The sequence below is a fragment of the Vreelandella sp. L-25 genome, assembly GCF_056857535.1.
Genome location: NZ_JBSXNH010000030.1, coordinates 1 through 24,940 on the forward strand (window position 1 = coordinate 1; position 24,940 = coordinate 24,940).

At 60.1% G+C, this 24,940-nt stretch carries 34 protein-coding genes; 29 read left to right on the forward strand and 5 right to left on the reverse strand.

Annotation, left to right across the window (positions count from 1 at the left end):
* Positions 1-397: 397 nt before the first annotated feature.
* Positions 398-544 carry a hypothetical protein gene (locus AC13CN_RS02045; protein WP_161491533.1) on the forward strand — a complete coding sequence of 49 codons (147 nt, stop codon included), beginning with the start codon at positions 398-400 and terminating at the stop codon, positions 542-544.
* Positions 545-573: 29 nt separating this feature from the next.
* Here the strand turns inward: AC13CN_RS02045 and AC13CN_RS02050 are convergent, their stop codons facing one another.
* Entirely contained in the window at positions 574-1,446 is an 873-nt protein-coding gene (locus AC13CN_RS02050; RefSeq protein WP_062363500.1) for a GGDEF domain-containing protein, read from the reverse strand.
* A gap of 1,354 nt (positions 1,447-2,800) precedes the next feature.
* Here AC13CN_RS02050 and AC13CN_RS02055 point away from each other — a divergent pair.
* Positions 2,801-3,316, forward strand: coding sequence for a DUF4760 domain-containing protein (locus AC13CN_RS02055; protein ID WP_253557552.1), 516 nt, complete (start codon positions 2,801-2,803; stop codon positions 3,314-3,316).
* 22 nt (positions 3,317-3,338) lie between these two features.
* On the opposite strand, the gene AC13CN_RS02060 is transcribed toward AC13CN_RS02055, so the two are convergent.
* The 3 genes from AC13CN_RS02060 to AC13CN_RS02070 all read right to left on the reverse strand — a co-directional run bounded on the left by AC13CN_RS02060 (position 3,339) and on the right by AC13CN_RS02070 (position 7,048).
* A complete protein-coding gene (locus AC13CN_RS02060) occupies positions 3,339-4,100 on the reverse strand; it encodes a DNA adenine methylase (protein ID WP_253557549.1) in 762 nt (253 codons plus the stop codon).
* A 126-nt stretch (positions 4,101-4,226) separates the two neighbouring features.
* Positions 4,227-5,273 carry a phage portal protein gene (locus AC13CN_RS02065; protein WP_253557545.1) on the reverse strand — a complete coding sequence of 349 codons (1,047 nt, stop codon included), beginning with the start codon at positions 5,271-5,273 and terminating at the stop codon, positions 4,227-4,229.
* Positions 5,270-7,048: a terminase large subunit domain-containing protein gene (locus tag AC13CN_RS02070; protein ID WP_253557543.1), complete on the reverse strand. Its 1,779-nt coding sequence runs from the start codon at positions 7,046-7,048 to the stop codon at positions 5,270-5,272. The genes AC13CN_RS02065 and AC13CN_RS02070 overlap by 4 nt, the downstream gene beginning before the upstream one ends.
* 146 nt (positions 7,049-7,194) lie before the next feature.
* On the opposite strand from AC13CN_RS02070, the gene AC13CN_RS02075 reads away from it, so the two are divergent.
* The 27 genes from AC13CN_RS02075 (at position 7,195) to AC13CN_RS02205 (ending at position 24,572) form a co-directional block, all read left to right on the forward strand.
* Positions 7,195-8,007 carry a GPO family capsid scaffolding protein gene (locus tag AC13CN_RS02075; protein WP_253557541.1) on the forward strand — a complete coding sequence of 271 codons (813 nt, stop codon included), beginning with the start codon at positions 7,195-7,197 and terminating at the stop codon, positions 8,005-8,007.
* A gap of 9 nt (positions 8,008-8,016) precedes the next feature.
* A complete protein-coding gene (locus tag AC13CN_RS02080) occupies positions 8,017-9,075 on the forward strand; it encodes a phage major capsid protein, P2 family (protein ID WP_253557538.1) in 1,059 nt (352 codons plus the stop codon).
* A gap of 9 nt (positions 9,076-9,084) precedes the next feature.
* Positions 9,085-9,765, forward strand: coding sequence for a phage terminase small subunit (gpM, locus tag AC13CN_RS02085; RefSeq protein ID WP_253557537.1), 681 nt, complete (start codon positions 9,085-9,087; stop codon positions 9,763-9,765).
* A 146-nt stretch (positions 9,766-9,911) separates the two neighbouring features.
* Entirely contained in the window at positions 9,912-10,397 is a 486-nt protein-coding gene (locus AC13CN_RS02090; protein ID WP_253557535.1) for a head completion/stabilization protein, read from the forward strand.
* Entirely contained in the window at positions 10,394-10,609 is a 216-nt protein-coding gene (locus AC13CN_RS02095) for a tail protein X (protein WP_253557534.1), read from the forward strand. The genes AC13CN_RS02090 and AC13CN_RS02095 overlap by 4 nt, the downstream gene beginning before the upstream one ends.
* Positions 10,610-10,632: 23 nt before the next feature.
* Entirely contained in the window at positions 10,633-10,836 is a 204-nt protein-coding gene (locus tag AC13CN_RS02100; RefSeq protein ID WP_253557533.1) for a hypothetical protein, read from the forward strand.
* Positions 10,826-11,311 (forward strand): lysozyme, encoded by a 486-nt coding sequence (locus AC13CN_RS02105; protein WP_253557531.1) that lies wholly within the window; start codon positions 10,826-10,828, stop codon positions 11,309-11,311. Before AC13CN_RS02100 ends, AC13CN_RS02105 begins: the two co-directional genes overlap by 11 nt.
* Positions 11,308-11,730 carry an Rz-like lysis system protein LysB gene (gene lysB, locus AC13CN_RS02110; RefSeq protein ID WP_253557529.1) on the forward strand — a complete coding sequence of 141 codons (423 nt, stop codon included), beginning with the start codon at positions 11,308-11,310 and terminating at the stop codon, positions 11,728-11,730. The genes AC13CN_RS02105 and lysB overlap by 4 nt, the downstream gene beginning before the upstream one ends.
* Complete coding sequence (lysC, locus tag AC13CN_RS02115) at positions 11,630-11,875, forward strand: Rz1-like lysis system protein LysC (protein WP_367399285.1); 246 nt, start codon at positions 11,630-11,632, stop codon at positions 11,873-11,875. The genes lysB and lysC overlap by 101 nt, the downstream gene beginning before the upstream one ends.
* Positions 11,838-12,332 carry a phage tail protein gene (locus AC13CN_RS02120; RefSeq protein WP_253557525.1) on the forward strand — a complete coding sequence of 165 codons (495 nt, stop codon included), beginning with the start codon at positions 11,838-11,840 and terminating at the stop codon, positions 12,330-12,332. The genes lysC and AC13CN_RS02120 overlap by 38 nt, the downstream gene beginning before the upstream one ends.
* Positions 12,322-12,780 carry a phage virion morphogenesis protein gene (locus tag AC13CN_RS02125; protein ID WP_253557524.1) on the forward strand — a complete coding sequence of 153 codons (459 nt, stop codon included), beginning with the start codon at positions 12,322-12,324 and terminating at the stop codon, positions 12,778-12,780. The genes AC13CN_RS02120 and AC13CN_RS02125 overlap by 11 nt, the downstream gene beginning before the upstream one ends.
* Positions 12,781-12,856: 76 nt before the next feature.
* A complete protein-coding gene (locus AC13CN_RS02130; RefSeq protein WP_253557522.1) occupies positions 12,857-13,408 on the forward strand; it encodes a phage baseplate assembly protein V in 552 nt (183 codons plus the stop codon).
* Positions 13,408-13,758: a GPW/gp25 family protein gene (locus tag AC13CN_RS02135; RefSeq protein ID WP_253557519.1), complete on the forward strand. Its 351-nt coding sequence runs from the start codon at positions 13,408-13,410 to the stop codon at positions 13,756-13,758. The genes AC13CN_RS02130 and AC13CN_RS02135 overlap by 1 nt, the downstream gene beginning before the upstream one ends.
* Positions 13,755-14,651 carry a baseplate assembly protein gene (locus tag AC13CN_RS02140; protein WP_253557518.1) on the forward strand — a complete coding sequence of 299 codons (897 nt, stop codon included), beginning with the start codon at positions 13,755-13,757 and terminating at the stop codon, positions 14,649-14,651. The genes AC13CN_RS02135 and AC13CN_RS02140 overlap by 4 nt, the downstream gene beginning before the upstream one ends.
* On the forward strand, positions 14,648-15,370 hold the full coding sequence (locus AC13CN_RS02145) for a phage tail protein I (RefSeq protein WP_253557517.1): 723 nt from the start codon (positions 14,648-14,650) through the stop codon (positions 15,368-15,370). The genes AC13CN_RS02140 and AC13CN_RS02145 overlap by 4 nt, the downstream gene beginning before the upstream one ends.
* Positions 15,367-15,894 carry a phage tail-collar fiber domain-containing protein gene (locus AC13CN_RS02150; RefSeq protein ID WP_253557516.1) on the forward strand — a complete coding sequence of 176 codons (528 nt, stop codon included), beginning with the start codon at positions 15,367-15,369 and terminating at the stop codon, positions 15,892-15,894. The genes AC13CN_RS02145 and AC13CN_RS02150 overlap by 4 nt, the downstream gene beginning before the upstream one ends.
* Complete coding sequence (locus AC13CN_RS02155) at positions 15,891-16,250, forward strand: hypothetical protein (protein WP_253557515.1); 360 nt, start codon at positions 15,891-15,893, stop codon at positions 16,248-16,250. Before AC13CN_RS02150 ends, AC13CN_RS02155 begins: the two co-directional genes overlap by 4 nt.
* Positions 16,243-16,497, forward strand: a complete 255-nt coding sequence (locus AC13CN_RS02160; RefSeq protein ID WP_253557513.1) for a hypothetical protein — start codon at positions 16,243-16,245, stop codon at positions 16,495-16,497. Before AC13CN_RS02155 ends, AC13CN_RS02160 begins: the two co-directional genes overlap by 8 nt.
* On the forward strand, positions 16,494-16,859 hold the full coding sequence (locus tag AC13CN_RS02165) for a hypothetical protein (protein ID WP_253557512.1): 366 nt from the start codon (positions 16,494-16,496) through the stop codon (positions 16,857-16,859). The genes AC13CN_RS02160 and AC13CN_RS02165 overlap by 4 nt, the downstream gene beginning before the upstream one ends.
* Complete coding sequence (locus AC13CN_RS02170) at positions 16,856-17,680, forward strand: hypothetical protein (protein ID WP_253557510.1); 825 nt, start codon at positions 16,856-16,858, stop codon at positions 17,678-17,680. Before AC13CN_RS02165 ends, AC13CN_RS02170 begins: the two co-directional genes overlap by 4 nt.
* Before the next feature lie 9 nt (positions 17,681-17,689).
* On the forward strand, positions 17,690-18,163 hold the full coding sequence (locus AC13CN_RS02175; RefSeq protein ID WP_253557507.1) for a hypothetical protein: 474 nt from the start codon (positions 17,690-17,692) through the stop codon (positions 18,161-18,163).
* A gap of 363 nt (positions 18,164-18,526) precedes the next feature.
* Positions 18,527-18,661 (forward strand): Fe-Mn family superoxide dismutase, encoded by a 135-nt coding sequence (locus tag AC13CN_RS02180; protein ID WP_483052980.1) that lies wholly within the window; start codon positions 18,527-18,529, stop codon positions 18,659-18,661.
* Between the two features lie 748 nt (positions 18,662-19,409).
* Complete coding sequence (locus tag AC13CN_RS02185; RefSeq protein ID WP_253558065.1) at positions 19,410-20,594, forward strand: phage tail sheath protein; 1,185 nt, start codon at positions 19,410-19,412, stop codon at positions 20,592-20,594.
* 21 nt (positions 20,595-20,615) lie between these two features.
* Entirely contained in the window at positions 20,616-21,128 is a 513-nt protein-coding gene (locus AC13CN_RS02190) for a phage major tail tube protein (protein ID WP_253558067.1), read from the forward strand.
* A 57-nt stretch (positions 21,129-21,185) separates the two neighbouring features.
* On the forward strand, positions 21,186-21,494 hold the full coding sequence (locus tag AC13CN_RS02195) for a phage tail assembly protein (RefSeq protein ID WP_253558069.1): 309 nt from the start codon (positions 21,186-21,188) through the stop codon (positions 21,492-21,494).
* A gap of 26 nt (positions 21,495-21,520) precedes the next feature.
* Positions 21,521-21,658 carry a GpE family phage tail protein gene (locus AC13CN_RS02200; protein WP_082051383.1) on the forward strand — a complete coding sequence of 46 codons (138 nt, stop codon included), beginning with the start codon at positions 21,521-21,523 and terminating at the stop codon, positions 21,656-21,658.
* Positions 21,648-24,572, forward strand: a complete 2,925-nt coding sequence (locus tag AC13CN_RS02205) for a phage tail tape measure protein (RefSeq protein WP_253561264.1) — start codon at positions 21,648-21,650, stop codon at positions 24,570-24,572. The genes AC13CN_RS02200 and AC13CN_RS02205 overlap by 11 nt, the downstream gene beginning before the upstream one ends.
* Here AC13CN_RS02205 and AC13CN_RS02210 read toward each other — a convergent pair.
* Positions 24,569-24,859: a hypothetical protein gene (locus AC13CN_RS02210; RefSeq protein ID WP_253557219.1), complete on the reverse strand. Its 291-nt coding sequence runs from the start codon at positions 24,857-24,859 to the stop codon at positions 24,569-24,571. The genes AC13CN_RS02205 and AC13CN_RS02210 overlap by 4 nt on opposite strands.
* Positions 24,860-24,940: the final 81 nt, after the last annotated feature.

Below are 24,940 nucleotides of genomic sequence, written 5' to 3' on the forward strand. Positions count from 1 at the left end.
CACCCTTGCTGTTCAGCTAACGGTTCCCGCTATCAGGGTCCGTAGGGGACTTTCACCCCCAAGTCATCCGGCCAACCACCACGGCGGACCGGATAGCGCCTAATTGGCGCTGCGCGCCATGCCTGGCGCACCATAAAAAAACCCCGGCCATGCTTGGCCGGGGTAGTAGTAACTCCTCCGTAATCCTTCTTCACGAGCCTCCAGTTCTCGTGCATCCCTGGTCTTGCAAGCGTTCCGTGCTTGCTCCTGCTCCTTAACACCTCTCCTTGTGTTACTGCCCACCTTGAACCTTATATGTGTCAAATACATTAACCCGAGATAGAAATAGCAGCACTTTGATTATTTTTTTGGTCTGTGCATTTTCAAGGGCTGCGCTGAACCACGCACGCGGATAAAAATGTGCGAAACCGCTAGCCAGCAGCTAGGCTTAAGGCACACTTATTTCTCAGAGGAAGAGAACATGCCGTCTACCACTACCATTGTTGTTGTCGTTGTTGTGATTGCCGTGGCAATTTTTGGCTTTAGCGGTGGGCTACCGTTTTAAAAGTTACCGTTTTAAAGTCAGTAGCTTTACTAACGCGAACGACGCCTTTTCATTCGGTACATTTTCACATCTGCATAATTCAGTAGCGTATCAGCATCTTTGCCGTCTTCTGGGTAGGTGGCCACACCCACACTGCAAGACGGCATGCCGATATCCCGCATATCCGCCCCTGCTACCTCTGCCGCGAGCGGTTCAGAGAGCACCTCCAGTATTTGGGCAGCTTTTTCGATGGCGGCCTCTTTAGAGTGAACGTCGGTTAATATCACCGTAAATTCATCGCCCCCCATACGTGCCACCGTATCAGTCTCACGCACGCAGCCACTCAAACGGCGAGCTACCTCGCAAAGCACCGCATCTCCCACCGCGTGGCCATGCACATCGTTAATTCGTTTGAAGTCGTTTACATCTAAAAACAGCAGCGCAAAACGGTTTTGATAGCGCCTTGCCGTACTTAACGCCGCCTCCAAACGACCGTAAAACAATGAACGATTGGTCAGTTTGGTGAGCGGATCGTGATGTGCAAGAAAGCGCAGGTCGTCTTCCGCTTGCACCTGAGCGGTTACATCTCGAGCAACGCCAATTCTCACCTGCTCTTCATCCGACCAACGGGCCGACCAAAGCACATGCACCACGCTGCCGTTCTTATGTAGGTAGCGGTTACGAAAATCGAGATGGGGCTGCCCATTCATCACCCGCTTAATGGAGGCTTTGGTTATAGCCAAATCTTCCGGGTGCATATAGTGAGTAATTAGCGTGCCTACCAGCTCATCGGCACGGTAGCCCAGCAGCGATTCGCAGGCATCGCTGACAAAAAGAATCTTATGATCCGCATCCACGACGAACACAGCGTCGAGCATCAAATGAATCAGCTTAGGATAAAGTGCCTGCAAATCAACGGACATGGGCAGCCTAGTCGGGTGACTTTTCTCGAGTATAGACGGATCGTGGGTTGTCAGGGCAACTCTTGTGTCGGTGGGGGAGGCATTCTGCACGCTAAGGCATGAGCGCTGTTTGTTTATTCGCGAATAATCTCGGACACAAAGAAAATCTCGGACACAAAAAAGCCCGCTGATTGCTCAGTGGGCTTTTTTAAATTCTGTGGCGGAGAGGGAGGGATTCGAAACCACACTGACCTCCCTTCTACTGCCTAACTGACTGATTCTATTATGACCTATCGCGACTGGCAGCACCAAGGCATTCCCAGTTTGTTCCCGAGCTTTTGGCAGCAACGTCATTATCACGTGCGTGCGCACGTCACATGTGCAGGGTTGGCGGGAATGTTTGGGGGTCTCGGAAAAAGGTAATAAAGGTAATCAACCTCACGAAAAACCCCTAACCTTCTGAAAATAAATGAATTAAAACAGTCGTTCAAAAGGTAATAAAAAGGTGATCAATAGGTAACCACATTACCTTTTATAAAGGTGAATTGTTCATTTATAAAAATCATTAACTATCAACAAGTTACTCAAGAATTACCTTTTACATCACCTTTTATTACCTTTTGGGGGTAATCGATAATCAACATAAAATCAGTGACTTATGATTAAATAAGAGGCAGATCACCCAGGTTACCTTTTTCCGATACCCCCTTGCTTCTATGCCCTACTCCATCTGTGAAATCACACCATCCTCTGTTTGAAGAAATTCGCATGATTCCGCATGAAAATGGGCGTACGGAATTTGGCCGCAGGCCCTAGTAACGGCGCGGTTTAGCGGCATGTGCATGGGTGCATAAAAATACACAGGTTTAGCGCGCAGGCGGGGCGGGGAGTCGACGGCGCGACATCACCATAAATCCCATGAACATCAGTCACTAGCATTATTCCAGGTACCCAAACCGATGCTCGAGCAGGCACACATTTCATGATGGGGATAATTTTGTCTTGAAAAACCACTGAATTGCCTATACAAATGGCAAATCGCAGCACCCATGGCGAAGGCTTGGAGCACCTGAATCCTTCGGATGTGTGGCGAAATGATGCCATTTGGTGTAACGTTAGATATGCAATTCGTTCGTTCAGATCAGATTTTTCGAGATATAGAACAGCGAATTTATAGGCTACACCCCATAGAGAGAGGGAAAAAAATGATTGCAAATATAACTTATTATGCAACCAAGCGAGTCCTAGATGAGAACGATGGCTACTAAAATCTAAATCCGTAGTCGAATCTCTTAATAGTTGACCAACTAATCCCCTCAGACCCTGAAAAGGCGCTTACAGCGCCTTTTCTGCTTTCAATCAAAGGCTTGAGTCGATGGAAGAAGCCGCACAAACTATCTGGACAACACCAGAGGTCGTTCGCACTGGCATAATGCTGTTGGCTGTTTTGGTTGCCGTAATTTCGGTACTAAGCGTGAAAAGCACCGCTAAAAAAAAGCAAACAGCTGATTTGTTATTTGCTATTCGATCAGATGATCGACTAATTCGTGCATCCAGAACTTTGAAAGAACTGCATGAATCTGATAACAACATTCGTTTATGGGCGGCTCCCAGTCATGCATGCAACGTCGATGATAAAGACAGACAGGTAGAAGATATAAGGTATATCCTTAACCACTATGAAAGGCTCAGCGTCGGCCTACAGGCAGGCATATACCACGAAGACATGTTGAAAAAATCACAATTCACTTTGATTACAAAAGCATATGAGCGAGCCAAACCTTTCATGGAAGGCGTAAGAGAACACGGAAGCCCCACCGCTTTCCAAGAATTTGAGTGGCTAGCAAAGCGATGGGAAAGAAAAAGACTTAAAACGAAAACACGTAAATAGATTGAAATCAGGAATCAACCGTCTAGCGGTTGCTGATGATCAGCTCCCCCCGCGGCTCTGTGGCCTTCTGCCCAACAGTGTATCGAATTTCGGTTGTCTGAATGGTTAGCCCTTTGAAGGCGTCGCGCATCTCTGGGGTGTCGTTGACGCTGATCACGAACTGCCCCTGCCCTGTTCGGGCTAGCTCGCCCATCCGGTAGTACTCCTCCAGCGGGAAGTCGCAGCCGTAGCCGGCTGTTCCCCAGTACGGTGGGTCGAGGTAGAACAGCGTGCCTTCCCGATCGTAACGCTTGATGCACTCTGCCCAGTCCAGGTGCTCAACCACTGTACGAGCCAGGCGCAGGTGAGCAGCGCTGAGATCTTCCTCAATTCGCAGCAGGTTCATACGCGGCGGTGACACCGCAGATGTGCCAAACGTCTGGCCGCTGACCTTGCCGCCGAAGGCGAGCTTTTGCAGGTAGAAGAACCGTGCCGCCCGCTGGATATCCGTCAGGTGGCGAGGGTCGATCTCGCGTTGCGTGAGGTACTCTTCCCGGCTGATCAGCCCCCAGCGGAACTGTTTCACCAGCTCATCCGGGTGATGTTTCACTACGCGGTAGAGGTTGACCAGCTCCCCATGGGCGTCGTTGATGACTTCCACTTTGCTGGGGGCTTTCATAAAGAAAAGCGCAGCACCGCCGCAGAAGGGCTCCACGTAAGCGGTGTGCGGTTTGAAGAGCGGTAGGATCTGTTTAGCCAAGCGGCGCTTGCCGCCCATCCAGGGCAAAATCGGTCGATTCATCATCCATGATACCTGTTCAAATATACAGTATTGATATACAGTAGTGGGTATCGCTTGCGGGGCCGGGACGCCTCCACTGCTTTCAGGGATGAAACGAGCGATATGCGCCTGGTCATGCCAGGCGCTTTTTTATTGTGGGTCTAGCGAATACTCCCGAAACCGAATCACCTCCTCCCCCAGTACATCGTTGATCTCACTGAACACCGCCTGCACCGGCTCCAGCTCGTTGGTAACGAACACCTTGGCGGCTTTCTCCACGTCGCCAAAGCCGCCGGTGTTGTTGGGGATGATGCCCATCAGCTGCGGGGGGATGCGGTGGCCTGCCAGCTGGTCGTCGCGGGTGATGTTCTTGATTGCGGCGAAGTCGTCCTTGGCGGCCACCTCAGAGATCGGGATGATCTGGATGCCGTCTTTCTTGCCGTTGGGGCTGTACAGGAACAGGTTGCGGAAGTTGCCCACGCCTTTCGACTCCTTCAGCGCGGTGCGCATGGCGTCGATATCCTCCTGGTTGTGGGCGGCGTCAGAGACGTACATCACAAAGCCCGCGTGGGAACCATTGAGGTAATACTTGCGCCGAAACAGCGTGGCGTTTTCGTTGAGGAAGATCGACTGCAGCGCGCCCAGGTAATCCGGCACGCCGTACACCTCCTGGTTAATGTCCGGTTCTAGCAGGTGAATGATGCTGCCCTCGTCAAACTCGCTGCGCTCCGACCAGTTGGGCACCCAGAAGTAACGCTTCAGATCCGCCCCGCGGCGAACGTACTTCGCCCGCGCAGGCTTCAAGGCCAGCAACCTCCCCAAGCGGCCGAAGATCCGCTCCAGATAACAGTTACCAAACACCAGGTAGTCGGTGGCCAGCGCGCTAAACGCCTGGCGGCTTAACAGCGGGTGGGGAATGAACGAGCGCACCAGAATATTGCGTTTCACCTGAATCGCCGAGCCATGGTGCGCCGTGGCCCGGTAGGTTTGGGCCAGCGCGGGAAAATCCACCGGCGGCTCGTACCACTCATTGCCCAGCATCCAGCAGCCGGTATAGAAAAAATCGTAACCATCAATCACCGGCGTCGGCTCGCCGAAGCTGAACGCCTCCGCTTTGGCAGGCGCGGCGGCGGTCTCGTCGGTGTCTGTCACGTAAGCGGGCACGCGCACCCGTGGCTTTGCTGCCGCGTCGCTCATCCGTACATCTCCATTAGGGAACGGCCCGTGCCATGGTCGGCGGGGCCATCAAGAGGCTCATTGTGTAAGGCGTGCATGGTCGCCCACGCCAGATCAGCGTGGCCGGTCTGGTTATTGCGCCCTGCGGTGTAGGTCATCTGGCGGCCGGAAGCCGTCAGCTCCCGGCGGATCGCCATAAACGACTGGGCGAGATCCACCCAGCCAGCGTCAAATTCAAGCCGCCCCTTGTTGATGATCTGCTGCGCCTGCATCACCAGCCGCGACTTCATTTCCGGGGTATAGCGGTAACGGGTCACGGTGGGGAAGAACTTCGCCACCAGCTGGGCCACGGCTTCACCGAGGCCCGAGGTATCAATGCCGATAAAGGTCACGTTATAGCGGCGGGTCACGCTGCGGATAAATTCCGCCTGGGCTTCATAGTCGCGCCCTTTGAGGCGGTGGCGCTCCAGGATGCGGTGCTTGCTGTCAGCGGTTTTCGGCGGCGCGACCACCACCAACCCTGCCCCATCGCCATCTTCACCATCCCCCGCCGGGTCGTAGCCAATCCACACCGGATGCTCGCCATACGGCCGAGGCGCGAAGGGTTTCAGATCCCGCCAGGCATCCCAGCTATCCACCATGCAGCGCTGCATCATCGCCAGCGGGAAGGCGCTCTGCGTATCGTCCACGAACTCGCACATCAGCAGGTTCGCAAACTCGTCATCGCTGTATTCAAGGCGCAACTGATCGATATCGAACAGGTCACAGCCCCCGGCAATCGCATCCTCAATGGTCACGATCTGCCGCCACTGGCCATCCGGCCCCCGCGCCCCATTCTTCAAGGCCGCGTGGCTGACATCGATCTTCACCCGGTCGGCTTTCTTCTGGCGTTTGTTGAACCGATCACCGGTCCAGAACGGGTACGCCTCATGGGCCACCGAAGAAGGCGTGCTGAAATAGGTCTGCTTCCACTTCTTGTGCATGGCCATACCCGACGTCACCTTGCGGAACGTCTCGAAGCCATGAATCCAGAAGTATTCGTCCAGGTAGGTATCGCCGTGGTAGCCCTGCGCCGTTTTAGCGTTGGTGCCCAGAAAGTGCAGCTCCGCGCCGTTGGCGAGAATGATCGGGTCGCCCTTGAGCTCCACCCCGGTCACTTCCTTCACGAACTGCACGATGTAGTGGCGGAAGATATGCGCCTGGGCCTTACTCGCGCTCATGAAGATCTTGTTCTTACCGGTCTCCATGGCATCGGCAATCGCCTCCCGGGCAAAGTACCAGGTCGCGCCGATCTGGCGGCTTTTGAGCAGGTTACGAATGCGCTCATGCTGCCCCGCCCGGTACCAGCCCCGCTGGTAATCAAACAGCGAGGCCTCGAAGGCCTCGACAATCTGAATCACCCCCTCATCGCCCACATCATTACGGGCGGGCTTCTTCTTCGGCCCCTCGTTGCGGCGCTCGATGTTGGGGTTCAGGTCGGCTTCCTTCCCGCTGCCCTGGTACTTATGCACCCGGGCCAGCCGCTCGATCTGGCGGCCCAGCAGGTCGATCTCCTTAAAATCCTTGCCCTCTTTTTGCTCCTTCCAAATCAGCTGCACCAGGCGCGCTTCCAACGCCCCTTCTACCCGCTGGGTCGGCGTGGCGTCGTCCCAGGCGTCGCGCTTTTTCCAGCTATCAATCGTTGCCCGCGGCAACTCCAGGAACTCGGCAATGCGCGCAATCCGCCACCCCATCCAATAGAGATGGCGGGCAGAAAGGCGGTGCTGGTCGTCGTCAATCGAGGCTTGGGCTGTCATGCCGTCAGCGTACCCGCGCAGGCACGGCCACGATTGCCCCGCCCGATGTAAGTCACGCCACTTACACCCAGCCCTCATTGAGCCACGGCCCCACTGCGGGGAACCTGACCGCAGCCAAACGCCCACCCACTCACCGAGGCCCGCCCATGCCCTGGCACCGTATTGCAAAAGAAGGCGCAACCACCGATGGCCGCACCATCAGCGCCGAATGGCTCACCCAAATGGCCGCCAACTTCGACCCCGCCAAGTACGGCTGCCGGGTCAATATGGAACACATCAAAGGCCTGCTGCCGGATGGCCCCTTCAAAGCCTACGGCGACGTGACCGCGCTCAAAACCGAGGCAGACGACGACGGCAAGCTCGGCCTCTATGCCGAAATCGACCCCACCGACGAACTCAAGGCCATGGTCGAAAAACGCCAGAAGGTCTACACCTCCATGGAGATCGACCTCGACTTTGCCGATACCGGCGAAGCCTACCTGGTCGGGCTGGCAGTCACCGATTCCCCGGCATCGCTGGGCACCTCCATGCTCAAGTTCAGCGCCTCTGAGGGTGAAAACTCCCCGCTGGCCGCCCGCAAACAGCGCCCGGAAAACCTCTTCTCCGAAGCGCTGGAAACCGACCTCTCGTTTAATGATGAACCGCAAGAGCAAGGCCCTTCGCTTGCCGAGCGCGTCAAAGCGCTGTTCAAAAAGCAGGATGCCAAAAGCGCCGCCGGTTTCGAAGCCTTCCGCACCGAGCTGGAAGAGACCCTTGGCCTGTTCGTGGAGAAACACCAAGCACTCAGCGACGCCCTGAAAAAGCGCCCCACGCAAGCCGCCTTCAACGAGCTAAAAAGCGCCCACGAGACCCTGAAAGAAGAGTTCGACGCGCTCTACACCCAGCTCGACGGCACCCCCAACCGCCCGGCCCGCACGCCTGCCACCGGCGGCGACACCGACCTCGAAACCGACTGCTAAGAGACGCCCATGCGCAACGATACCCGCAAGCACTTCAACAACTTCGCCGCCCAGGTGGCGAAGCTTAACGGCGTCCCGGACGCCACCCAGAAATTCGCCGTCGACCCCACCATCCAGCAGCGTCTGGAAAAGCGCATTCAGGAATCCAGCGACTTCCTTTCGCGCATCAACATGGTTGGCGTCGATGAGCTGAAAGGCGAAAAGCTCGCCCTCGGCGTGACCGGCCCCATCGCCGCCCGCACCAACGTCGCCAACCAGGACCGCAAAACCCGCGACCTCACCACGCTGGATGCCCAAGGCTACGAGTGCCGAATGACCGAATTCGACACCCACCTGGGTTACGCCAAGCTGGATGCCTGGGCCAAGTTCCCCAACTTCCAGGCCATGGTGCGCGATGTCATCGTTCGCCAGCAGGCGCTGGACCGCATGATGATCGGCTTCAACGGCACCTCCGCCGCCGCGCAAACCGACCCGGTCGCTAACCCGTACCTGGAAGACGTCAACATCGGCTGGCTGCAGCACTACCGCACCCAGGCTCCCCAGCGAGTAATGAAGGACGGCAAAACCAGCGGCAAGATCCTAATCGACCACACGGCCACAGAAAACGCAGAGGGCAAAAAAACGGGCATCGTCGGTGACTACGCCACCCTCGACGCGCTCGTGCAAGACATGGTCAACAGCCTGATTGACCCCTGGTTCCGCCGCCTGCCCGGTCTAGTGGTCATCCTCGGCCGCAACCTGATGTCGGATAAGTACTTCCCGCTGCTCAACCAGCTACCGCCCAGCGAGCAGCTGGCCGCCGATCTGGTCATCAGCCAGAAGCGCATCGGTGGCCTGCAAGGCATGGATGTGCCCTTCTTCCCCGATAACGCGCTGATGGTCACCACCCTGGATAACCTCTCGGTCTACTGGCAGAACGGCGCCCGCCGCCGCTTCGTCACCGAGAACCCCAAGCGCAACCGCATCGAAAACTACGAATCCTCCAACGACGCCTACGTGGTGGAAGACTTCGGCGCGGGCTGCCTGGTGGAAAACATCGAGCTGTCCCCAGCAGCGCTGAACGGTTAAGGAGACACGATGACCAGCCCAGCCCGCCGCCACTTTGAACGCGTCAGCGCGGCCCTCGCCGCCGCTGACGCGGGCGAAGCCCCCATGCAAGGCGAAGCGTATGAGCTGATGCAAGCCGCGCTGTTTGAAGACTACCGCCTGCTCAAATCCACCCAGTCCATGGAGCGCAAGGCCGAGATCAAGCGCGAGATCCTGCCCAAATACGCCGAGTACGTCTCCGGCGTGCTGGAAGCGGGCCAGGGCGCGCAAGACGACGTGCTGATGCGCGTCATGCTCTGGCGCATCGATGCCGGCGACCTCGCCGGGGCCATTGCCATCGCCAAATATGCCATCAAGCACGGCCTCACCCCGCCGGATCAATTCGAGCGCGGCACCGCCGCCATCATCGCCGAGGAAGTCGCCGACCAGGCGCTGAAACAGTTGGATGAAGAAGGCGCAGACACCACCGCCCTGCTCGTGCACCTAGTGGATGTGGAAGCGCTCACCCGCGGTGCGGATATGCACGACCAGATCCGCGCCAAGCTGCACAAAGCGCTGGGCTACGCCTGCCGAGCCACCGGCCAGCTAGACGACGCCCAGCACCACCTGGAACGCGCCCTCGCGCTCAACGACCGCATTGGCGTGAAGAAAGACCTCGAACGCCTGGAACGCGAACGCAAACAGAACGCTGCCGCTGCGCCCACGGGCTAGCGGCCAACCGAGTCGACCGCCGACGTCAGGGGGCGCGACGTGAGAGCCAGGCGCTTTAACGCCCACGCTCGAACGCCGCCCACCCCCTTTTGATTCATCGCGCCCGACCCCGCGCGAAACACGTTTACCCGCTACCAGGAGCCACGATGAGCAGCTTTATCTCGGCAGGCACACCCAAAAACGGCACCACCGCGCAGCCGCTCGACTGCCCGCTCGAAAACAACGGCTTCTGGCCGGATATCCAGCCCAGCGACTTTCGCGCCACCCACCGGCTAGACAGCACCATTACCCAGCCGCGCATCGAAAGCGCCCTGAAGGCCGCCATGATCACGGTCAACCGCGTGCTGCGCCACTGGCAGCAGGCCAAGGTCGAGGCGGGCTACCCCACCATGGCCTCGCTGCCCATTCCCGTGTGGCAGTCGCCGGAAGTGTTCAACGTGCTCTACCTGCGCGCCGTGTACTCCACCGCCCACGCCAGCCTGCTGGAGCACTACGCCGATTATGACGCCACCAACAGCGCCCGGGAGCGCGGCGAACAGCTCCAAGCCCCCGCCGATGGCTACCGCCGCGACGCCGCCTGGGCCATCAGCGAGATCGAAGGGCGGCCACACAGCACAGTGGAACTGATATGAGCGCGACGACTGTACACGCCCAACAGCACGACACCCTGGATGCCATTTGCTACCGCGTCTACGGCACCACCCGAGGCGTCACCGAGCAGGTGCTGGCCGCCAACCCCGGGCTTGCCGAACTGGGGCCGCTGCTGCCCCACGGCACACCGGTCACGCTGCCTGCGCTGCCCCAGGCCACCCAACGCACCCCCACGGTCAACCTGTGGGATTAACGCTCTAAACCGCCGAGGCCCGAATGAGCCACCACTTTGAAATCACCACCGAAAGCGCCAAAGCCGCGCCCCCGGCCATCGTCTCGCTGCTGCACGTGGGCGGCATGACCCCCGCCGACTGGGTCACGCTGCTCACCCTGCTCTACCTGGCGCTACAAATCGGCCTGCTCGTGCCGCGCTACCTCAAACGCCTACGCGACTACTGGAGATCCCGCCATGGGGCTTAAAACCAAGATCGGCGTCAGCCTGGCCGCCGGGGCCATCAGCATCGCCACCGCCGTCGTCTCCTACTACGAAGGCTACAAGCCCAGTGCCTACCGCGACCCCGTGGGTATCCCCACCATCTGCTACGGCCACACCGCCACGGCACGCATGGGGCAAACCCTTAGCCAGGCCGAATGCACCGCCCTGCTGCAGCAGGATCTCGGCCACGCCTTCGCGGTGGTGGATCGCCGCGCCCAGGTCGAGCTACCCGAACCCACCCGCGCCGCGATGGCCTCGTTCGTTTACAACGTGGGGGAAGGCAACTTCGCCCGCTCCACCCTGCTGCGCAAACTCAACCAGGGCGACCTGCGCGGTGCCTGCCACGAACTCAGCCGCTGGGTTTACGCCGGTGGCCGCAAGTTGAACGGCCTGGTCAGCCGTCGCGCTACCGAGCGGGAACTGTGCCTGGCAGGCTTGGAACAGGAGACCACCCCATGACCCGCCTGCTCGCCGCCCTCGCCATCCTGGTGCTTGTGCTGCTGGTCACCTGGGCGCTGTGGCAGCGCACCCACGCCGCCGAAGCCCGCGCCGAACTGGCCGAACAGCAGCTCGCCCAAGCACAGCAGCGGGAAGCAGAAAGCAAAGTGGTCATCAATGCGCTGTGGGAAAACGCCATGCGCCTGGAGAGCCAGCGCCGCGCCCTCGCTCAGCAGCAGGCCACACTCACCCGCACAGCGGCCAACCGCCTGGCCACCATTGAGGAGTTACACCGTGAAAATGCACAACTTCGCGCCTGGGCTGGCTCTCGCCTGCCTGATGCTGTTATCCGGATGCGCCGCCGCCCCGCCGTCACCGGTGCCGACGCTTATCATCAATCAGTGCGCGACCCCCAGCCCCTGCACGCTCCCCGCGAGTAACCCCGAAACCAACGGCGAACTCGACCTGCAGCTGGAGCGCACCGAAGCCGCCTGGGCACAGTGCGCCGCCGAGGTCGATGCCATCATCGCCTGCCAAGAGGCCCACCATGCAGAAGCTCCATCGGCTACGCGCTCACCTGATTAACGCGGTACCCACCCTGGCGAAAGACCCCGAACGGCTGCTCACCTTCGTGGAAGAAGGCAGCATCGCCTTTCGCCGTGGCCCCAACCTCACCCACGAATACCAGTTCACCGCCCAGCTCGTGCTCACCGACTTCAGCGCGAACCTAGACACCATCATCGTGCCGCTGCTGCAGTGGCTAGCCGAGTACCAGCCCGACGCCGACCCCGCTGAAGCCATCCGCTTCGAAGCTGAGATCCTCAGTCATCAATCGGTGGATGTGGCCCTACGAGTAACGCTCAGCGAACGGGTGCTCGCCAAGGTGGAATGCGCGACTGGGCACATTAAGGTCGACCGCGCCCTGCCCCGGTTTGATGCAACCGGCTGTCCGGATACCCGCTGGCAGCTACTTATCCGCGATAGCGAAGCCCAGGCGGAGTACACCCTGGTAGCTGAATGGGACGGCCCCCATGGCGGATAACATGGAAGCACTAGAGGAGTGGGTCGGCCCGCTGCTCGCCAAGCTGGACGACCAACAGCGCCGCGCCCTGGCCCGCAACGTGGCGCGGGATCTTCGCCGCCGCCAGCGCGAACGCATCCGCGCCCAAACCAACCCAGACGGCACGCCCTACGCCCCGCGTAAGGAACAGCGCCTGCGCGCCCAGCAAGGCAGCATCAAACGCCGCGCCATGTTCAGCAAACTCTCCACCGCCAAATGGCTCAAGGCCACCGCCCAAGGCGACACCGCCGTGGTGGGTTTCTTCGGCAGCGTCGCCCGCATCGCCGCCACCCACCAGCGCGGCCTGAAAGACCGCGTCAGCCGCGACGGCCCCCGCGTGGAGTACGCCCAGCGGGAGTTACTCGGTTTCACCGCGTTGGATCAAGAGCACATTATGGATTCCGTGCTGAGGCACCTCAGCCCCGGCTAAGCGGCTCAGTGTAAACCGCCCCATTCACACCCGCCGCCGCTTCGCCTTCGCTAAACGCCGCCGCAGGATAGCGGCTATGAACATTCCCGAACTCCTCCGCCTGCTGCACAACCTGATCCGCCTCGGCACCATCGCCGAGGTGGACCACCGCGCTGCCCGTGTGCGCGTCAAAACCGGCGAGCTGTTAACCGATTGGCTGCCCTGGTTAGAAGGCCGCGCAGGCACCACGCGAGACTGGGACCCGCCCACCAAAGGCGAGCAAGTCATCCTCTTTTCACCCGGCGGCGACCCTGCCAACGGGGTGGTGCTGTGCGGGCTGTGCTCAAACGCGCACCCCGCCCCGGCGGAGGTCGCCACGCTGTGGCGCAGAATCTTCCCCGATGAAGGGCTGTTCGAGTACGACCACACCAACAGCGTGCTTCGCATTCGCCTGCCCGGTGCCATCGAAATCAGCGCCCCCGGCGGCACCATCTGGCAAGGCAACATCCAGCACACCGGTGAGCTCAACCGGCAAGGCGGCTACCAGCAGCAAGGCGGCGGCCTGACTCACAACGGCAAAAACGTGGGGCACGACCACGCCCATAGCGGAGTACAAGGCGGGCCATCAAACACAGGGGCACCCGTCTAATGTCCGGCATGAACGCACGCACCGGCCGCGCCATGGATTCGCTGGCCCACATCCAGCAATCGGTGGCGGACATTCTCACTACCCCCATCGGCTCCCGCGTCATGCGCCGGGAGTACGGCTCGCTGCTGCCAGAACTGATCGACCAGCCCTTAAACGGCCCCACCGCCCTGCGCGCTTATGCCGCCACGGTGGTGGCCCTAATGAAGTGGGAACCGCGCATTCGCGTGCAGCAAGTCACCCGGCAGGTTTCTACCCAGCGCCCCGGCCGCTTCGATCTCATCATTACTGCTCAGCGCGTGGATAACGGCGAGCGCGTCAGCCTGGCGGTACCGCTCAGGGGGAACCTGTGAACAACGCCATCGACCTCTCCCAACTCCCCGCGCCCAACGTCATTGAGCCGCTGGACTATGAAACCCTGCTGGCCGAGCGAAAAGCCCGGCTAATCGCGCTTCACCCCGAAGAAGAACGGGAAGCCGTGGCCGAGCTGCTCGCGCTGGAATCCGAACCCACGGTCAAGCTGCTGCAGGAGAACGCCTATCGCGAACTGCTGCTACGCCAGCGCATCAATGAAGCCGCCCGCGCGGTGATGATCGCCTTTGCCAACGATGAAGACCTCGACCAGCTCGGGGCCAACCTGAACGTGAAACGCCTGGTGCTGGACGCAGGCGACCCCACCGCCATTCCGCCGGTACCGCCCACCCTGGAAAAAAACCGCGACTACCGCGCTCGTATTCAGCTCGCTTTTGAAGGGTTATCGGTGGCAGGGCCAAGCGGGGCCTATGAATATCAGGCCATCAGCGCCCACCCCAACGTGTTAGATGTCTCGGTCGCCAGCCCAGAGCCGGTAGAGGTCGTGCTCACCATTCTCTCCCGAGAAGCCGGTGGCCAGCCCAGCCAAGCGGTGCTAGAGGCCGTGCGCAAGCGCGTGGATGAACGCCGCCCGTTAACGGATCGCGTCACCGTGCAGGCCGCCACCCTGCTGCCGTTCAACATCACGGCGGTGCTGGCCCTGCGCGCAGGCCCCGATCCCGCCGTGATTCGTGAGCAAGCCCGGCAACAACTTACGGCATACGTGGAAGCCCGCCATCGGCTAGGGGCGTGGATCACCCGCTCAGGCGTTCACGCCGCCCTCACCGTCGAAGGCGTCGAGCGCATCACCCTGGAAGGCTTTAGCGAAATCCTCGCTGCTCAGCACCAGGCCCCACACTGCACCGGCATCACCCTGCAAACGGAGGGCGTATGACCGACCTACTGCCCCCTAACCGCACCGCGCTGGAAACGCGCCTAGCCGCCTCGCACCCGCTCGCGCTGCCGGTACCGCTGCGCACGCTCTGGAACCCGGCCACCTGCCCGGCGCACTGCCTGCCGTTTCTGGCCTGGGCGTTCTCGGTGGACCAGTGGCACGAATCCTGGCCGGAGAGCGTCAAGCGTCGCGTGATCGCCAATAGCGCCGAGCTTCACCGCATCAAAGGCACCCGCCCAGCGGTCGAGCTCGCCATGGAATCCCTCGGGGTAGAAGTCGAGCTCACCGAATGGTTCGAGGCCACGCCCCATCTGCCACGGGGCACCTTCCGCGCCGTGCTCTACGTGAACGAAAACCTCACGCCCGAGGCCCCGGCGCTGCTCAGCGACACGCTCTACACCCAACTACGCCAGGCCATCGACAACGCCAAGAACCAGCGCAGCCACTACACCTTCCAGGTGGGTGCCCGCTACGCGGCGGGCATGGGGGCCGCCAGCGCCGTCAAAAGCGCCGCCGTTCGGCGCGACACCGCCAACGCCATCACACCCCCGCTAAACGCCCAAAGCTCCCTCGGCGCGGCGGCCGTGCAGCGCACGGCGGCCGTCTCCCGCTGGGTGGCCACCGCCACCCAATCCCCCAAATTATCCACCCCGCTTGCCGTGGCCTGCACTTTCCGCGCTACGGCGGTGGCCCGTTACCCCATGGAGGCCCCCGCATGACGGCCCTTGTTCCCACGCTCACCCTCGCCGGGCTAAACGCCGTGTTCAATGCCCAAGGCGATGGCCTGCAAGCCCGCATCACCCATATTGTGCTGGGCGACCAAGGCCGCACGCCCAGCCCATCGCACACCTCACTCGGTAACCAGCGCCGCCGCATCGCCATTGCCGATGGTGAAAAGACCGCCGAGCGGCAGCTTCACGTCACCGGCGTGGTGGATGGCGACGGCCCGGAGTTCTGGGTGCGGGAAGTGGGTTTTGAACTGGAAGACGGCACGCTGCTGGCGATTTGGTCCAACACCCAGCCGCTGGCCTACGTCTCCAACAACGTGCCGTTGCTGCTGGCGTTCGATTTACGCCTGGAGGCGCTACCGGCGGATGCCGTCACCATCGTCACCACCGGGGCCAACCTGTCACTAGCGGCCTGGGGGGAACAGTACACCGCCAACGCGGCGGCCATCGTCGACAACATGGCCCGCCAGGTGGATCTTCTCTACCGCGTTCAAGCCCTAGAGAAGCGCCCATGAGCACCCAGGCCCCCACGATCAGCCTGGTGGCCGGTACCACGTATCGCTTTAGCGCGACCTGGGCCAGCGACGACGCCCACGCCACGCCAATCGACCTCACCGGCTGCGAGGCAGTGTTCGCGGTAGTCAGCTACCAGGGTGAGACACTGCTCACCTGCGAGACGGGTAACGGCATCGACCTGGCACCGGAAGACGGCGGCATCCACCTGCACCTACGCCCTGAGCAAACCGCTGGCCCCGTGGCCCAGCACTGGGCAGGTGCTCGTTACGAGCTGCGCATCACCTTTCCCAATGGCGATGTGTTCAGCCTGCTGCAAGGGCGCTTTCAGCTACAGCCGGGGGTGATTCATGGCTAACGCCACGCGCCTGACTATCACCATGCCCGCCCGCAGCGTCACCGTGCGCTTGCCCGCTTCGCCGCGCTTTCAGGTAGTTAGCCACGGCCTGCAGGGGCCACCCGGCACGCTCTCGGCAGAGATCCTGCAGCAGGTCAGCGAGGCCCGCCACGCCACCCAACAGCTCGGCAGCATGATGGCCGCGCTCACCCAGGAATTTACCTACTACGGCGGCAGCATCAGCGCCCAGGAGGACGACACCCCATGAGTTTTGACAACAACCTCGCCGCGCTACGCCAAGCCGTGACCCACACGCTGGGCGTGATCGACGGCAAGCTGCGCAACAAAGCCAACAAAACCGACGTGATGACGCCGGAACAGGTCGACCAGCGCATTCAAACGCTGATCGGAGCCGCGCCAGAAACCCTCGACACCCTGGCCGAGATCGCCGAGGCGCTGGGCAACAACCCCAACTTCGCCGCCACCATCACCGAGCAGCTAGGCACCAAGGCCACCAAAACCCAACACGCCGCGCTGGAAGCCCAACTCAGCGAGGCCCTCACCGCGCTCACCGACGCCTTCACCCAAGGCGCGGCCACCATCCAAAACGCCACCCAGGAGACACCATGAGCCTAGAAAGCCAAATCGCCGCGCTCGTCAGCGCCGCCAACAGCCTCACCAGCCAGGTGGCTGGGAAGATGGCTCAAATTGACCAGAAAGTGAATCAGGCAACCGCCAGCGTACCAGGCACGCTTCGCGACTTATCCGGTAAGCGTTATCACATCGACAATGAAGTGGGTGACGATAGCAACGACGGCTCAGCAGCTCGCCCATTACGCTCAGCCGAAGAGGCGGCAAAGCGCGCCATACCAGGCGCTTATGTCGAGCTCTATTTTAAAGGTGGTCAGGACCATATTGTCCGATTCAGACAGCGGTGCGGAGTAAGAGTCGTCGGGTGGGAGAACGACACCAGAGGAAAGCCACGCCTCCACCCGGCTGGGTACGATTTCAGCAACGACACGACCCAAAAAATTCTGCAGGGCTTTGTCGATGTCGGCCCGTATATCGTGTTTAGTGGGGTCGATCTGCATTGTGATGATGCCGGTTATAACCCCAATGGCTCTCAATCGGTCAACACATTCTACTCCGCCATGGTGTTTGGTGATGCCTCCATCAAAATATTCATGAATAACGTAGACATTCGGCTGGATCACGTATCACTGACCTCCAACTGGGCAGGATACAGCCAGCGAGACTTGAGCATGAACAACACCACCATCCAACGTGCAGCAGCCTCCGGTGCACGACTGCTGCGTGATCGAAGCGGCTCTACCTCGACACTCCGGCTGGCCTGTAACTCGGTCACGTTGCTGGAAGGGATCACATGGCCTGACCTTATCCCTATCTATAACAACGGTTCCAACGTCTTATCCAACATTGCTATCCAATAAGGAGTACCCATGCTCATTGATAAAGTCGTTCTGGAAAACGAGACGATTTATGGCGTGGATACCGACGCCACGTCGATTCCAGTGAATCGTCTGATCTCCGCTGCGCAATTGCAGCTTTATAACCTCATCGACACCGCCGCCGGTAACGCCCGCGCCTCTTTCGTCTCCCCAGGCAGCTATATCGATCAGGAGTATCTGCTTGCCAAGCAAGAGGCGCAGACCTGGCTGGATGGTGGGAAGGATACGAACGCCATCCCCTCCAGCGTGGAAGACCACATGGCCATGTTTGAGGTAGATGCCGAAGCGGCCGCACAAGAGATCGTCGCCACCGCCGAGGCGTGGGAAACCGCACTGCGCGAAATTCGACAGCTACGGCTGGGGGGCAAAGCGGCGGTGCAGCGAGCGGACACCATCGAGGCGGCGGAGGCAGCGGCCAAGGAAGCGATTGAGCAGTTGAATCGGTATCGGCCGACGGAGGGCTGACCAATCCCACCTAAACGAAGAAGCCCGCCGATAGGCGGGCTTCATTCTGTATTTCTAACTTCACGAACGCAGTCTCAAAAGTAAAAAATTGCCGTGGTGGTGGTTGAAAAGAGTGGAGTAAGACCATTGATACGCCGACCAATCCTCTGGATTGTTTACCGAAGAAAAACGCCAAGCGGTTATCAGTAGCGTTGGCGGTCACGCTAACCACTCTATGCTCTGCAAAATGCTGTCCCCCAAAATGCTTGTAAGCCCCGAAGACTCAACATCTACGCCAAGGTGAAGGACATGGAGGCCTTCATTGAAGCCACGAAGAGTAACATCGACATATCGCTTTACTGATGCCTGAGAAAAAGATGGCCGTTGAAAATATCCTCAACCAAACAGCCTCAGATGCATAGCAAAACGCCCGTGCTTGGTTTTGACGTTTGGCAGCACGCTTACTATCTAAAGCTCCAGAATAGCGCCCCAACTGCATCTGTTTCTTCTTTAGCGTAGTGATAATGGAAAACGTCTAGAGTCGCTAACAAGCCGCAACTGCTTGATTTTTACTCTCGGTGAGGACGGATTAAGCCCTCTACATCGCCTAAAAACGCTTTTTGATCAGGGGGGCGGATTTTTTGTGTCTTCGTACAGCGCTGGGCATGTGCTGTACATAACCTGTGGATGAAAAAATACCATATATGCCTAAATTGATTTTCTCTTGGTCTATATATAGTATGCGTGATGAAATTTTGGATGAGCTAAAAATCTGCCACCAACTTTTCTACAGGCAAGAAAAAGCCCTGGCAAAGACCAGGGCATAAATACGTTACTTTTAAATCACGGGCCTAGCATGCCCATGAACTCCAAAGGAGTAAAGTATGCGCATTCTACACGCCATAATGGCGACGTTCAATCGTTTTTTATCGATGGAGTTATCGTGCTCTATCAGATGGCATTTATCCAAAACACCTATGTGTGTGAGGGACAAATGCCTATGAAAACGATCACCCTCATCTTTGACTTCATAGAAATATCGATCAGGTTTTTAGAACTAGCCTATGCCATATGGCTGAACTGGCCTTTGATCATGTAACACCACAAGCCCGCCTCGGCGGGCTTTTTTGTGCCCGCTCCTGCCCCACCATGTAAACCACCCCACTTACACCCACCACCGCTACCACCCTCCCCCCAGCCCCCGCACGATACCTGCGTGAATTCACCCTTTTCGTTACTCGAACAGTTAACCTGCGCAGGAGCCATCATGGCACTCGATCAATACCACCACGGCGTGCGCGTTGCGGAAGTCAACGACGGCACGCGTACTATCCGCACCGTCTCCACCGCCGTTATTGGCGTGGTTTGCACCGCGCCGGATGCAGACGCCACCACCTTTCCCCTCAACCAGCCCGCGCTGGTCACCAATGTGGATACCGCCATTGGCAAAGCGGGCACCCAAGGCACGCTGAAAGACACCCTCACCGCGATCAGCCAGCAGGCCAAGCCGATCATCGTGGTGGTACGGGTAGAAGAAGGCTTAGACGCCGATGAAACCACTGCCAATGTGATTGGCACCACCACCGAGCTGGGCCAGCGCACCGGGCTGCAGGCGCTACTGACCGCCAAGCAGAAGCTGGGCGTGACGCCGCGCATTATTGGCGTTCCCTACCTGGATACCCAGCCGGTGGCCACCGCCATGGTCTCGGTGCTGCAGCAGTTGCGCGCCTTCGGTTACGTGTACGCCCACGGCTGCGAAACCATTTCCGAGGTCACCGCCTACCGCGACCAGTTCGGCGCTCGTGAGCTGATGGTGATCTGGCCCCAGTGGCAGGCGTTTGATACCGACGACGCTAACACGGTGGATATCAGCCCCGTGGCCATCGCTCTCGGCCTGCGCGCCAAGCTGGACCAAACCGTGGGCTGGCACAAAACCCTGAGTAACGTGGCGGTGAACGGCGTCACCGGCATCAGCAAAGACGTGTTCTGGGATCTGCAAAGCCCCAACACCGATGCCGGGCTGCTCAACGCCGCCGATGTCACCACGCTAGTGAACCAGAACGGCTACCGCTTCTGGGGCTCGCGCACCTGCGCCGGGCCAGAAAGCCTGTTCCCCTTCGAAAACTACACCCGCACCGCCCAGATCCTCGCCGACACCGTGGCCGAAGCGCACCTGTGGGCGGTGGATCTGCCCCTGCACGCCTCCCTAGCGCGAGACATCATCGAAGGCCTGAACGCCAAGTTCCGCGAGCTGAAAACCCTGGGGCTGATTGTCGATGGCAGCGCCTGGCTGAACGAGGAGCTCAACACCCAGACCTCCCTCAAGGGCGGCAAGCTGCGCATCGACTACGACTACACGCCGGTACCGCCGCTGGAAGACCTCGGTTTTCAGCAGCGCATCACCGACTCCTACCTGGCCGACTTCGCCGAGCGCGTCGCGGCCACCGCCTGAACGGATTAGCGAGAGACCCCCATGGCACTCCCCAAAAAGCTCAAAGACCTCAACCTGTTCGGCAACGGCGAAAGCTGGCAGGGCATCGTCCAGTCGATCACCTTGCCGACCCTCACCCGCCAGATCGAAGAGTGGCGCGGCGGCGGCATGGATGGCGCGGTGGGTATCGATATGGGCCAAGACGGCCTGCTCACCGTGCAGTGGACGGTAGGCGGGCTGGTGGAAAGCCTGTTCGACAACTTCGGCACCGCCCGCATCGATGCCGACATGCTGCGCATGACCGGCAGCTATGAGCGCGACGACATCGACGACGCCTCCTCGGTCGAGGTGGTCATGCGCGGCCGCCACACCGAAATCGATATGGGCGACGCCCAAACCGGCGAGAACACCGAGCACCAGGTCACCAGCACGCTCAGCTACTACAAGCTCACCATCGACGGCACCGAGAAAATCGAGATCGACCTGGTGAACGGCGTGTTCAAGGTCAACGGCGTTGACCGCCTGGCAGGCCGCCGCCAGCGCCTGGGTATTTAACACAGGCGCTTAACCCGCTCCTCCTGCTTCCTTTAACCCAACACCAGGAACACCCCCATGACCAAAGCTGCCACCCCCCAAGCTATCGCTGCCACCATCACCCTGGATATGCCGCTCACCCGGGGCGAGACCGAAATCACTGAGCTACGCCTGCGCAAGCCCACCTCCGGCGAGCTGCGCGGCGTCTCGCTGGCCGATGTGCTGCAGATGCAAACCGACGCGCTGATCACCCTGATCCCGCGCCTCTCCACCCCCTCGCTCACCGCCACCGAGGTGCGCCAAATGGACCCGGCCGACCTCGTTCAATGCGGTGGTGAAATCGCCGGTTTTTTGCTGACGAAGCGGGCCAAGGGCGAGAGCGAATAAACCTCCCCAACAAGGTAGAAGACGCGATGGCGGATCTCGCCATCGTCTTCCACTGGACCCCGCAAGACTGCGCCGCCTTCACCCTGCGCGAACTCATGGCCTGGCGAGAACGAGCGCGCAAACGCAGCACCACCACAGACACCAGGAGCCAGCGTGGCAGGTAACAACCTAAAGCTGCAGGTCATTTTAAACGCCGTGGATAGGGCCACCCGCCCGCTGCGGGCCATCGACCGTGCCAGCCAGGCCGCGTCCCAGGCCATGCGTGAAAACCGCGACCGCCTAAAGCAGCTGCAGGCCACGCAGAAGAACGTCAGCTCCTTTCGTACCCTCACCCGGCAATCCTCGGAAACCGCCACCGCCCTGCGGGAACAGCAAGAGCGCATCCGCCGCCTCTCGCAGCAAATGCACACCCACCAGGGCGACACCGCCGCCCTGCGCGCCGAACGGCAAAAGGCCATTACCCAAGCGCGCAGGCTTAGCCAGCGGGTGGATGAAGAACGCCAGCAGCTTCAGCGGCTGCGCAGCACCCTGAACGAAAACGGCGTCAGCACCGCTCACCTCTCCCGCGATCAACGCCGGCTTTCCAGCGACATCCAGCAGGCCAATACCGCCGTGGAAGAGCAGCGGCAGCGGCTCAAGCGGCTGGCCGAACAGCAGCGCAACGCCGCCCAGGCGCGTGGCCGATACGATCGCGCCATGAGCCTGCGCAGCAGCATGGCCGGTACCGGCGCAGGCATGGTAGCCAGCGGCGGTGCCGCGCTGTACGCCGGGGCACGGCTGCTGGCCCCCGGTATTGAATACGGGGAATCGATGTCGCGGGTGCAGGCGCTCACCCGCCTGGAGGGAGACGACGAACGCCTGGCAGCGCTTCGCCAGCAAGCGCGGGAGCTAGGGGCCACCACCGCCTTTAGCGCCGGGCAATCCGCCGATGCCCAAGGCTACCTGGCCATGGCCGGTTTCGACCCCGCCGCCATTCAAGCGGCCATGCCGGATATGCTCAACCTGGCACTGGCCAACCAAACGGATCTCGCCCGCACGGCGGATATCTCCTCCAACATCCTCTCCGGCTTCGGGTTAGACCCCGCCGAGATGGGCCGCGTGGGCGATGTGCTCACCGCCACCACCACGCGGGCCAACGTCGATTTAGAGATGCTCGGCGAATCGATGAAGTACGTCGCCCCGCAAGCGCGGGCGATGAATATGTCGCTGGAGCAATCCGCCGCCATGGCCGGGCTGCTGGGCAACGTGGGTATTCAGGGTAGCCAGGCAGGCACCACCCTGCGCGCCATGGTCACCCGCTTGGCCGCGCCCACCGGAGCCGCCGCCGGGGCGCTGGCCGACCTCGGCGTGAACGCCAAAGACGCCGAAGGCAACCTGCGCGACATTCCCCGTATTCTCACTGATGTGGCAAGAGCCACCGAAGCGATGGGCAACGCCGACCGCGCCGCCTACCTGAAAGACATCTTTGGCGAAGAACCCGGCGCAGGCATGGCCGAACTGATCGCCCAGCAAGGCAGCGAAGGCATCGAGGCGTTTGTCGAGATCCTCGCCAACGCCGCCGGTGAAAACGCCCGGGTGGCGAAAACCATGGCCGACAACATCGGCGGCGACCTCAAATCGCTCAAATCGGCCTGGGATGAAGTGGGCATCTCGATCACCGAGACTAACAACGGCGCGCTGCGCAGCCTGATTCAGAACGTCACGGCCATTACCCGAGGCCTCGGCCGCTGGATCAATGAAAACCCCAAGCTGGCAGGCACCCTTGCCAAAGCCGCCGCCCTGGTCGCGGTGCTGGTCACAGCAGGTGGCGCGCTCACGCTAATGCTCGCCTCCATCCTCGGCCCCTTCGCCATGGTGCGCTTTGGCATGGCAATGCTCGGCCCGCAGGCGCTAATGGTGGGTAAAGCACTTACCTGGTTAGGCGGAGTGATTCGCGCCGTGGGTATGCTGGCCGTGGCTAACCCCATTGGCGCCGCGGTGGCCGCCATTGCCGCCGCCGCGTATCTCATCTATCGCTACTGGGAACCCATCAAAGCCTTTTTCCAAGGCCTGTGGCAGCAGGTGAAAACCGCGTTCGGTGATGGGCTAGGGGCAGTCGCGCAGCTTCTTATGAACTGGTCGCCGTTAGGGCTGTTGTACCGGGGCATCACCACCGCACTTTCCGCGCTGGGCGTCGAGATCCCCGCCCGCTTCACCACGCTAGGCAGCGCGGTAATCGATGGGCTGCTGGCAGGCCTGCGCAACGGTCTTGGCACCGTGCGCCAAGTGATTACCGACCTCGCCAGCAGCATCGCCAACTGGTTCAAAGAGATCCTCGGCATCCACTCCCCCAGCCGCATCTTTTCGGGCTTTGGTATCAACATCATCGAAGGGTTAATCGGCGGGCTGACGGGCAAACTGGCCGACCTGCGCGACCGCGTGATGGGCATTGCCGGCAACGTGCGCAGCTGGTTTGCCGACGTGCTGGATATCAACAGCCCCTCCCGCGTGTTCACCCAGTTAGGCGGCTACACGGTGGACGGCCTGAACCAGGGGCTGGATGCCCAGCGGGATGAACCCGCTAGGCGCGTGCAGGAGATCGCTAGGCGCGTTAATCACGCTGGGCAAAACATCGCCCCGCTGCCAGCAGTGCAGTTAAACACCCCAAGCATGCTCACTATCACTACCGACTTACCTGAGCAGTTTAAAGCGCTGGGTATTGCTATGGCGGAAGGGCTGATTAGTGGGCTAGGCGCTCTCCGCAACGAACCTGCCAGGCGCATTCAACACATAGCCCAACAGGTAGCTCGCGCAGGTGCGGGGTTAACACTGGGTGCCGCGACACTTCCAGCGGTAGCAATGCCCAACATCGAGCAGCAGGCTCCCATTCAGTTCGATAACCGGCCGCCGCTCACTGCTGCCAGTACACAGGCCAGCGGTTTCTCGATGGGCGATATCAATATCAACGTCACACCCGCCCCCGGCATGAACGAACAGCAGCTCGCCCAGTACGTGGCGCAGGAAGTACAGCGCGCCCTACAAAACGCCCAGCGCGACGCCCAGGCGCGGCAGCGTTCGTCATTACGTGATATCGATTAATCCTGATCAGGAAGGCTAAATGCCAGATATGTACCGCAAACCAGTAGCACCATTAAACCGTAAAACATAAGAGCAGCAGAGGTGCCGATTATCAAAAGAATCTCACTGTCCTGCAGCGAGCCTTTCATCCCAGTAAGGAAGAAATCAATCATGGCCATTCCCAAACCAGCAAGAAGCGACATCTGAGCATAACGATGTTTAAAAGGTTGTCCCCTGCTCGTAATGCCTATCACTGCACCAACAAATAAGAATAATCCGTCTAGGTTCGATTCAATGATGATATCCATAGCTAGCGTCCTACTCTCATTCAGAAATGATGCGAGTAATACAAAAATGGCGATACCCACTGTGGCTAAACCGCAGTAATG

Coding starts and splice junctions, on each gene's coding strand:
- AC13CN_RS02095 (WP_253557534.1), top strand. CDS start 10,394: ATGAGCGCGACGACTGTACACGCCCAACAGCACGACACCCTGGATGCC.
- AC13CN_RS02050 (WP_062363500.1), bottom strand. CDS start 1,446: ATGTCCGTTGATTTGCAGGCACTTTATCCTAAGCTGATTCATTTGATG.
- AC13CN_RS02200 (WP_082051383.1), top strand. CDS start 21,521: ATGGCGGATCTCGCCATCGTCTTCCACTGGACCCCGCAAGACTGCGCC.
- AC13CN_RS02125 (WP_253557524.1), top strand. CDS start 12,322: ATGGCGGATAACATGGAAGCACTAGAGGAGTGGGTCGGCCCGCTGCTC.
- AC13CN_RS02210 (WP_253557219.1), bottom strand. CDS start 24,859: ATGGATATCATCATTGAATCGAACCTAGACGGATTATTCTTATTTGTT.
- gpM (WP_253557537.1), top strand. CDS start 9,085: ATGACCAGCCCAGCCCGCCGCCACTTTGAACGCGTCAGCGCGGCCCTC.
- AC13CN_RS02100 (WP_253557533.1), top strand. CDS start 10,633: ATGAGCCACCACTTTGAAATCACCACCGAAAGCGCCAAAGCCGCGCCC.
- AC13CN_RS02065 (WP_253557545.1), bottom strand. CDS start 5,273: ATGAGCGACGCGGCAGCAAAGCCACGGGTGCGCGTGCCCGCTTACGTG.
- AC13CN_RS02170 (WP_253557510.1), top strand. CDS start 16,856: ATGAGCCTAGAAAGCCAAATCGCCGCGCTCGTCAGCGCCGCCAACAGC.
- AC13CN_RS02145 (WP_253557517.1), top strand. CDS start 14,648: ATGACCGACCTACTGCCCCCTAACCGCACCGCGCTGGAAACGCGCCTA.
- lysB (WP_253557529.1), top strand. CDS start 11,308: ATGACCCGCCTGCTCGCCGCCCTCGCCATCCTGGTGCTTGTGCTGCTG.
- AC13CN_RS02150 (WP_253557516.1), top strand. CDS start 15,367: ATGACGGCCCTTGTTCCCACGCTCACCCTCGCCGGGCTAAACGCCGTG.
- AC13CN_RS02060 (WP_253557549.1), bottom strand. CDS start 4,100: ATGATGAATCGACCGATTTTGCCCTGGATGGGCGGCAAGCGCCGCTTG.
- AC13CN_RS02075 (WP_253557541.1), top strand. CDS start 7,195: ATGCCCTGGCACCGTATTGCAAAAGAAGGCGCAACCACCGATGGCCGC.
- AC13CN_RS02175 (WP_253557507.1), top strand. CDS start 17,690: ATGCTCATTGATAAAGTCGTTCTGGAAAACGAGACGATTTATGGCGTG.
- AC13CN_RS02160 (WP_253557513.1), top strand. CDS start 16,243: ATGGCTAACGCCACGCGCCTGACTATCACCATGCCCGCCCGCAGCGTC.
- AC13CN_RS02185 (WP_253558065.1), top strand. CDS start 19,410: ATGGCACTCGATCAATACCACCACGGCGTGCGCGTTGCGGAAGTCAAC.
- AC13CN_RS02080 (WP_253557538.1), top strand. CDS start 8,017: ATGCGCAACGATACCCGCAAGCACTTCAACAACTTCGCCGCCCAGGTG.
- AC13CN_RS02130 (WP_253557522.1), top strand. CDS start 12,857: ATGAACATTCCCGAACTCCTCCGCCTGCTGCACAACCTGATCCGCCTC.
- AC13CN_RS02120 (WP_253557525.1), top strand. CDS start 11,838: ATGCAGAAGCTCCATCGGCTACGCGCTCACCTGATTAACGCGGTACCC.
- AC13CN_RS02090 (WP_253557535.1), top strand. CDS start 9,912: ATGAGCAGCTTTATCTCGGCAGGCACACCCAAAAACGGCACCACCGCG.
- AC13CN_RS02135 (WP_253557519.1), top strand. CDS start 13,408: ATGTCCGGCATGAACGCACGCACCGGCCGCGCCATGGATTCGCTGGCC.
- AC13CN_RS02070 (WP_253557543.1), bottom strand. CDS start 7,048: ATGACAGCCCAAGCCTCGATTGACGACGACCAGCACCGCCTTTCTGCC.
- AC13CN_RS02195 (WP_253558069.1), top strand. CDS start 21,186: ATGACCAAAGCTGCCACCCCCCAAGCTATCGCTGCCACCATCACCCTG.
- AC13CN_RS02105 (WP_253557531.1), top strand. CDS start 10,826: ATGGGGCTTAAAACCAAGATCGGCGTCAGCCTGGCCGCCGGGGCCATC.
- AC13CN_RS02155 (WP_253557515.1), top strand. CDS start 15,891: ATGAGCACCCAGGCCCCCACGATCAGCCTGGTGGCCGGTACCACGTAT.
- lysC (WP_367399285.1), top strand. CDS start 11,630: ATGCTGTTATCCGGATGCGCCGCCGCCCCGCCGTCACCGGTGCCGACG.
- AC13CN_RS02055 (WP_253557552.1), top strand. CDS start 2,801: ATGGAAGAAGCCGCACAAACTATCTGGACAACACCAGAGGTCGTTCGC.
- AC13CN_RS02045 (WP_161491533.1), top strand. CDS start 398: ATGTGCGAAACCGCTAGCCAGCAGCTAGGCTTAAGGCACACTTATTTC.
- AC13CN_RS02190 (WP_253558067.1), top strand. CDS start 20,616: ATGGCACTCCCCAAAAAGCTCAAAGACCTCAACCTGTTCGGCAACGGC.
- AC13CN_RS02165 (WP_253557512.1), top strand. CDS start 16,494: ATGAGTTTTGACAACAACCTCGCCGCGCTACGCCAAGCCGTGACCCAC.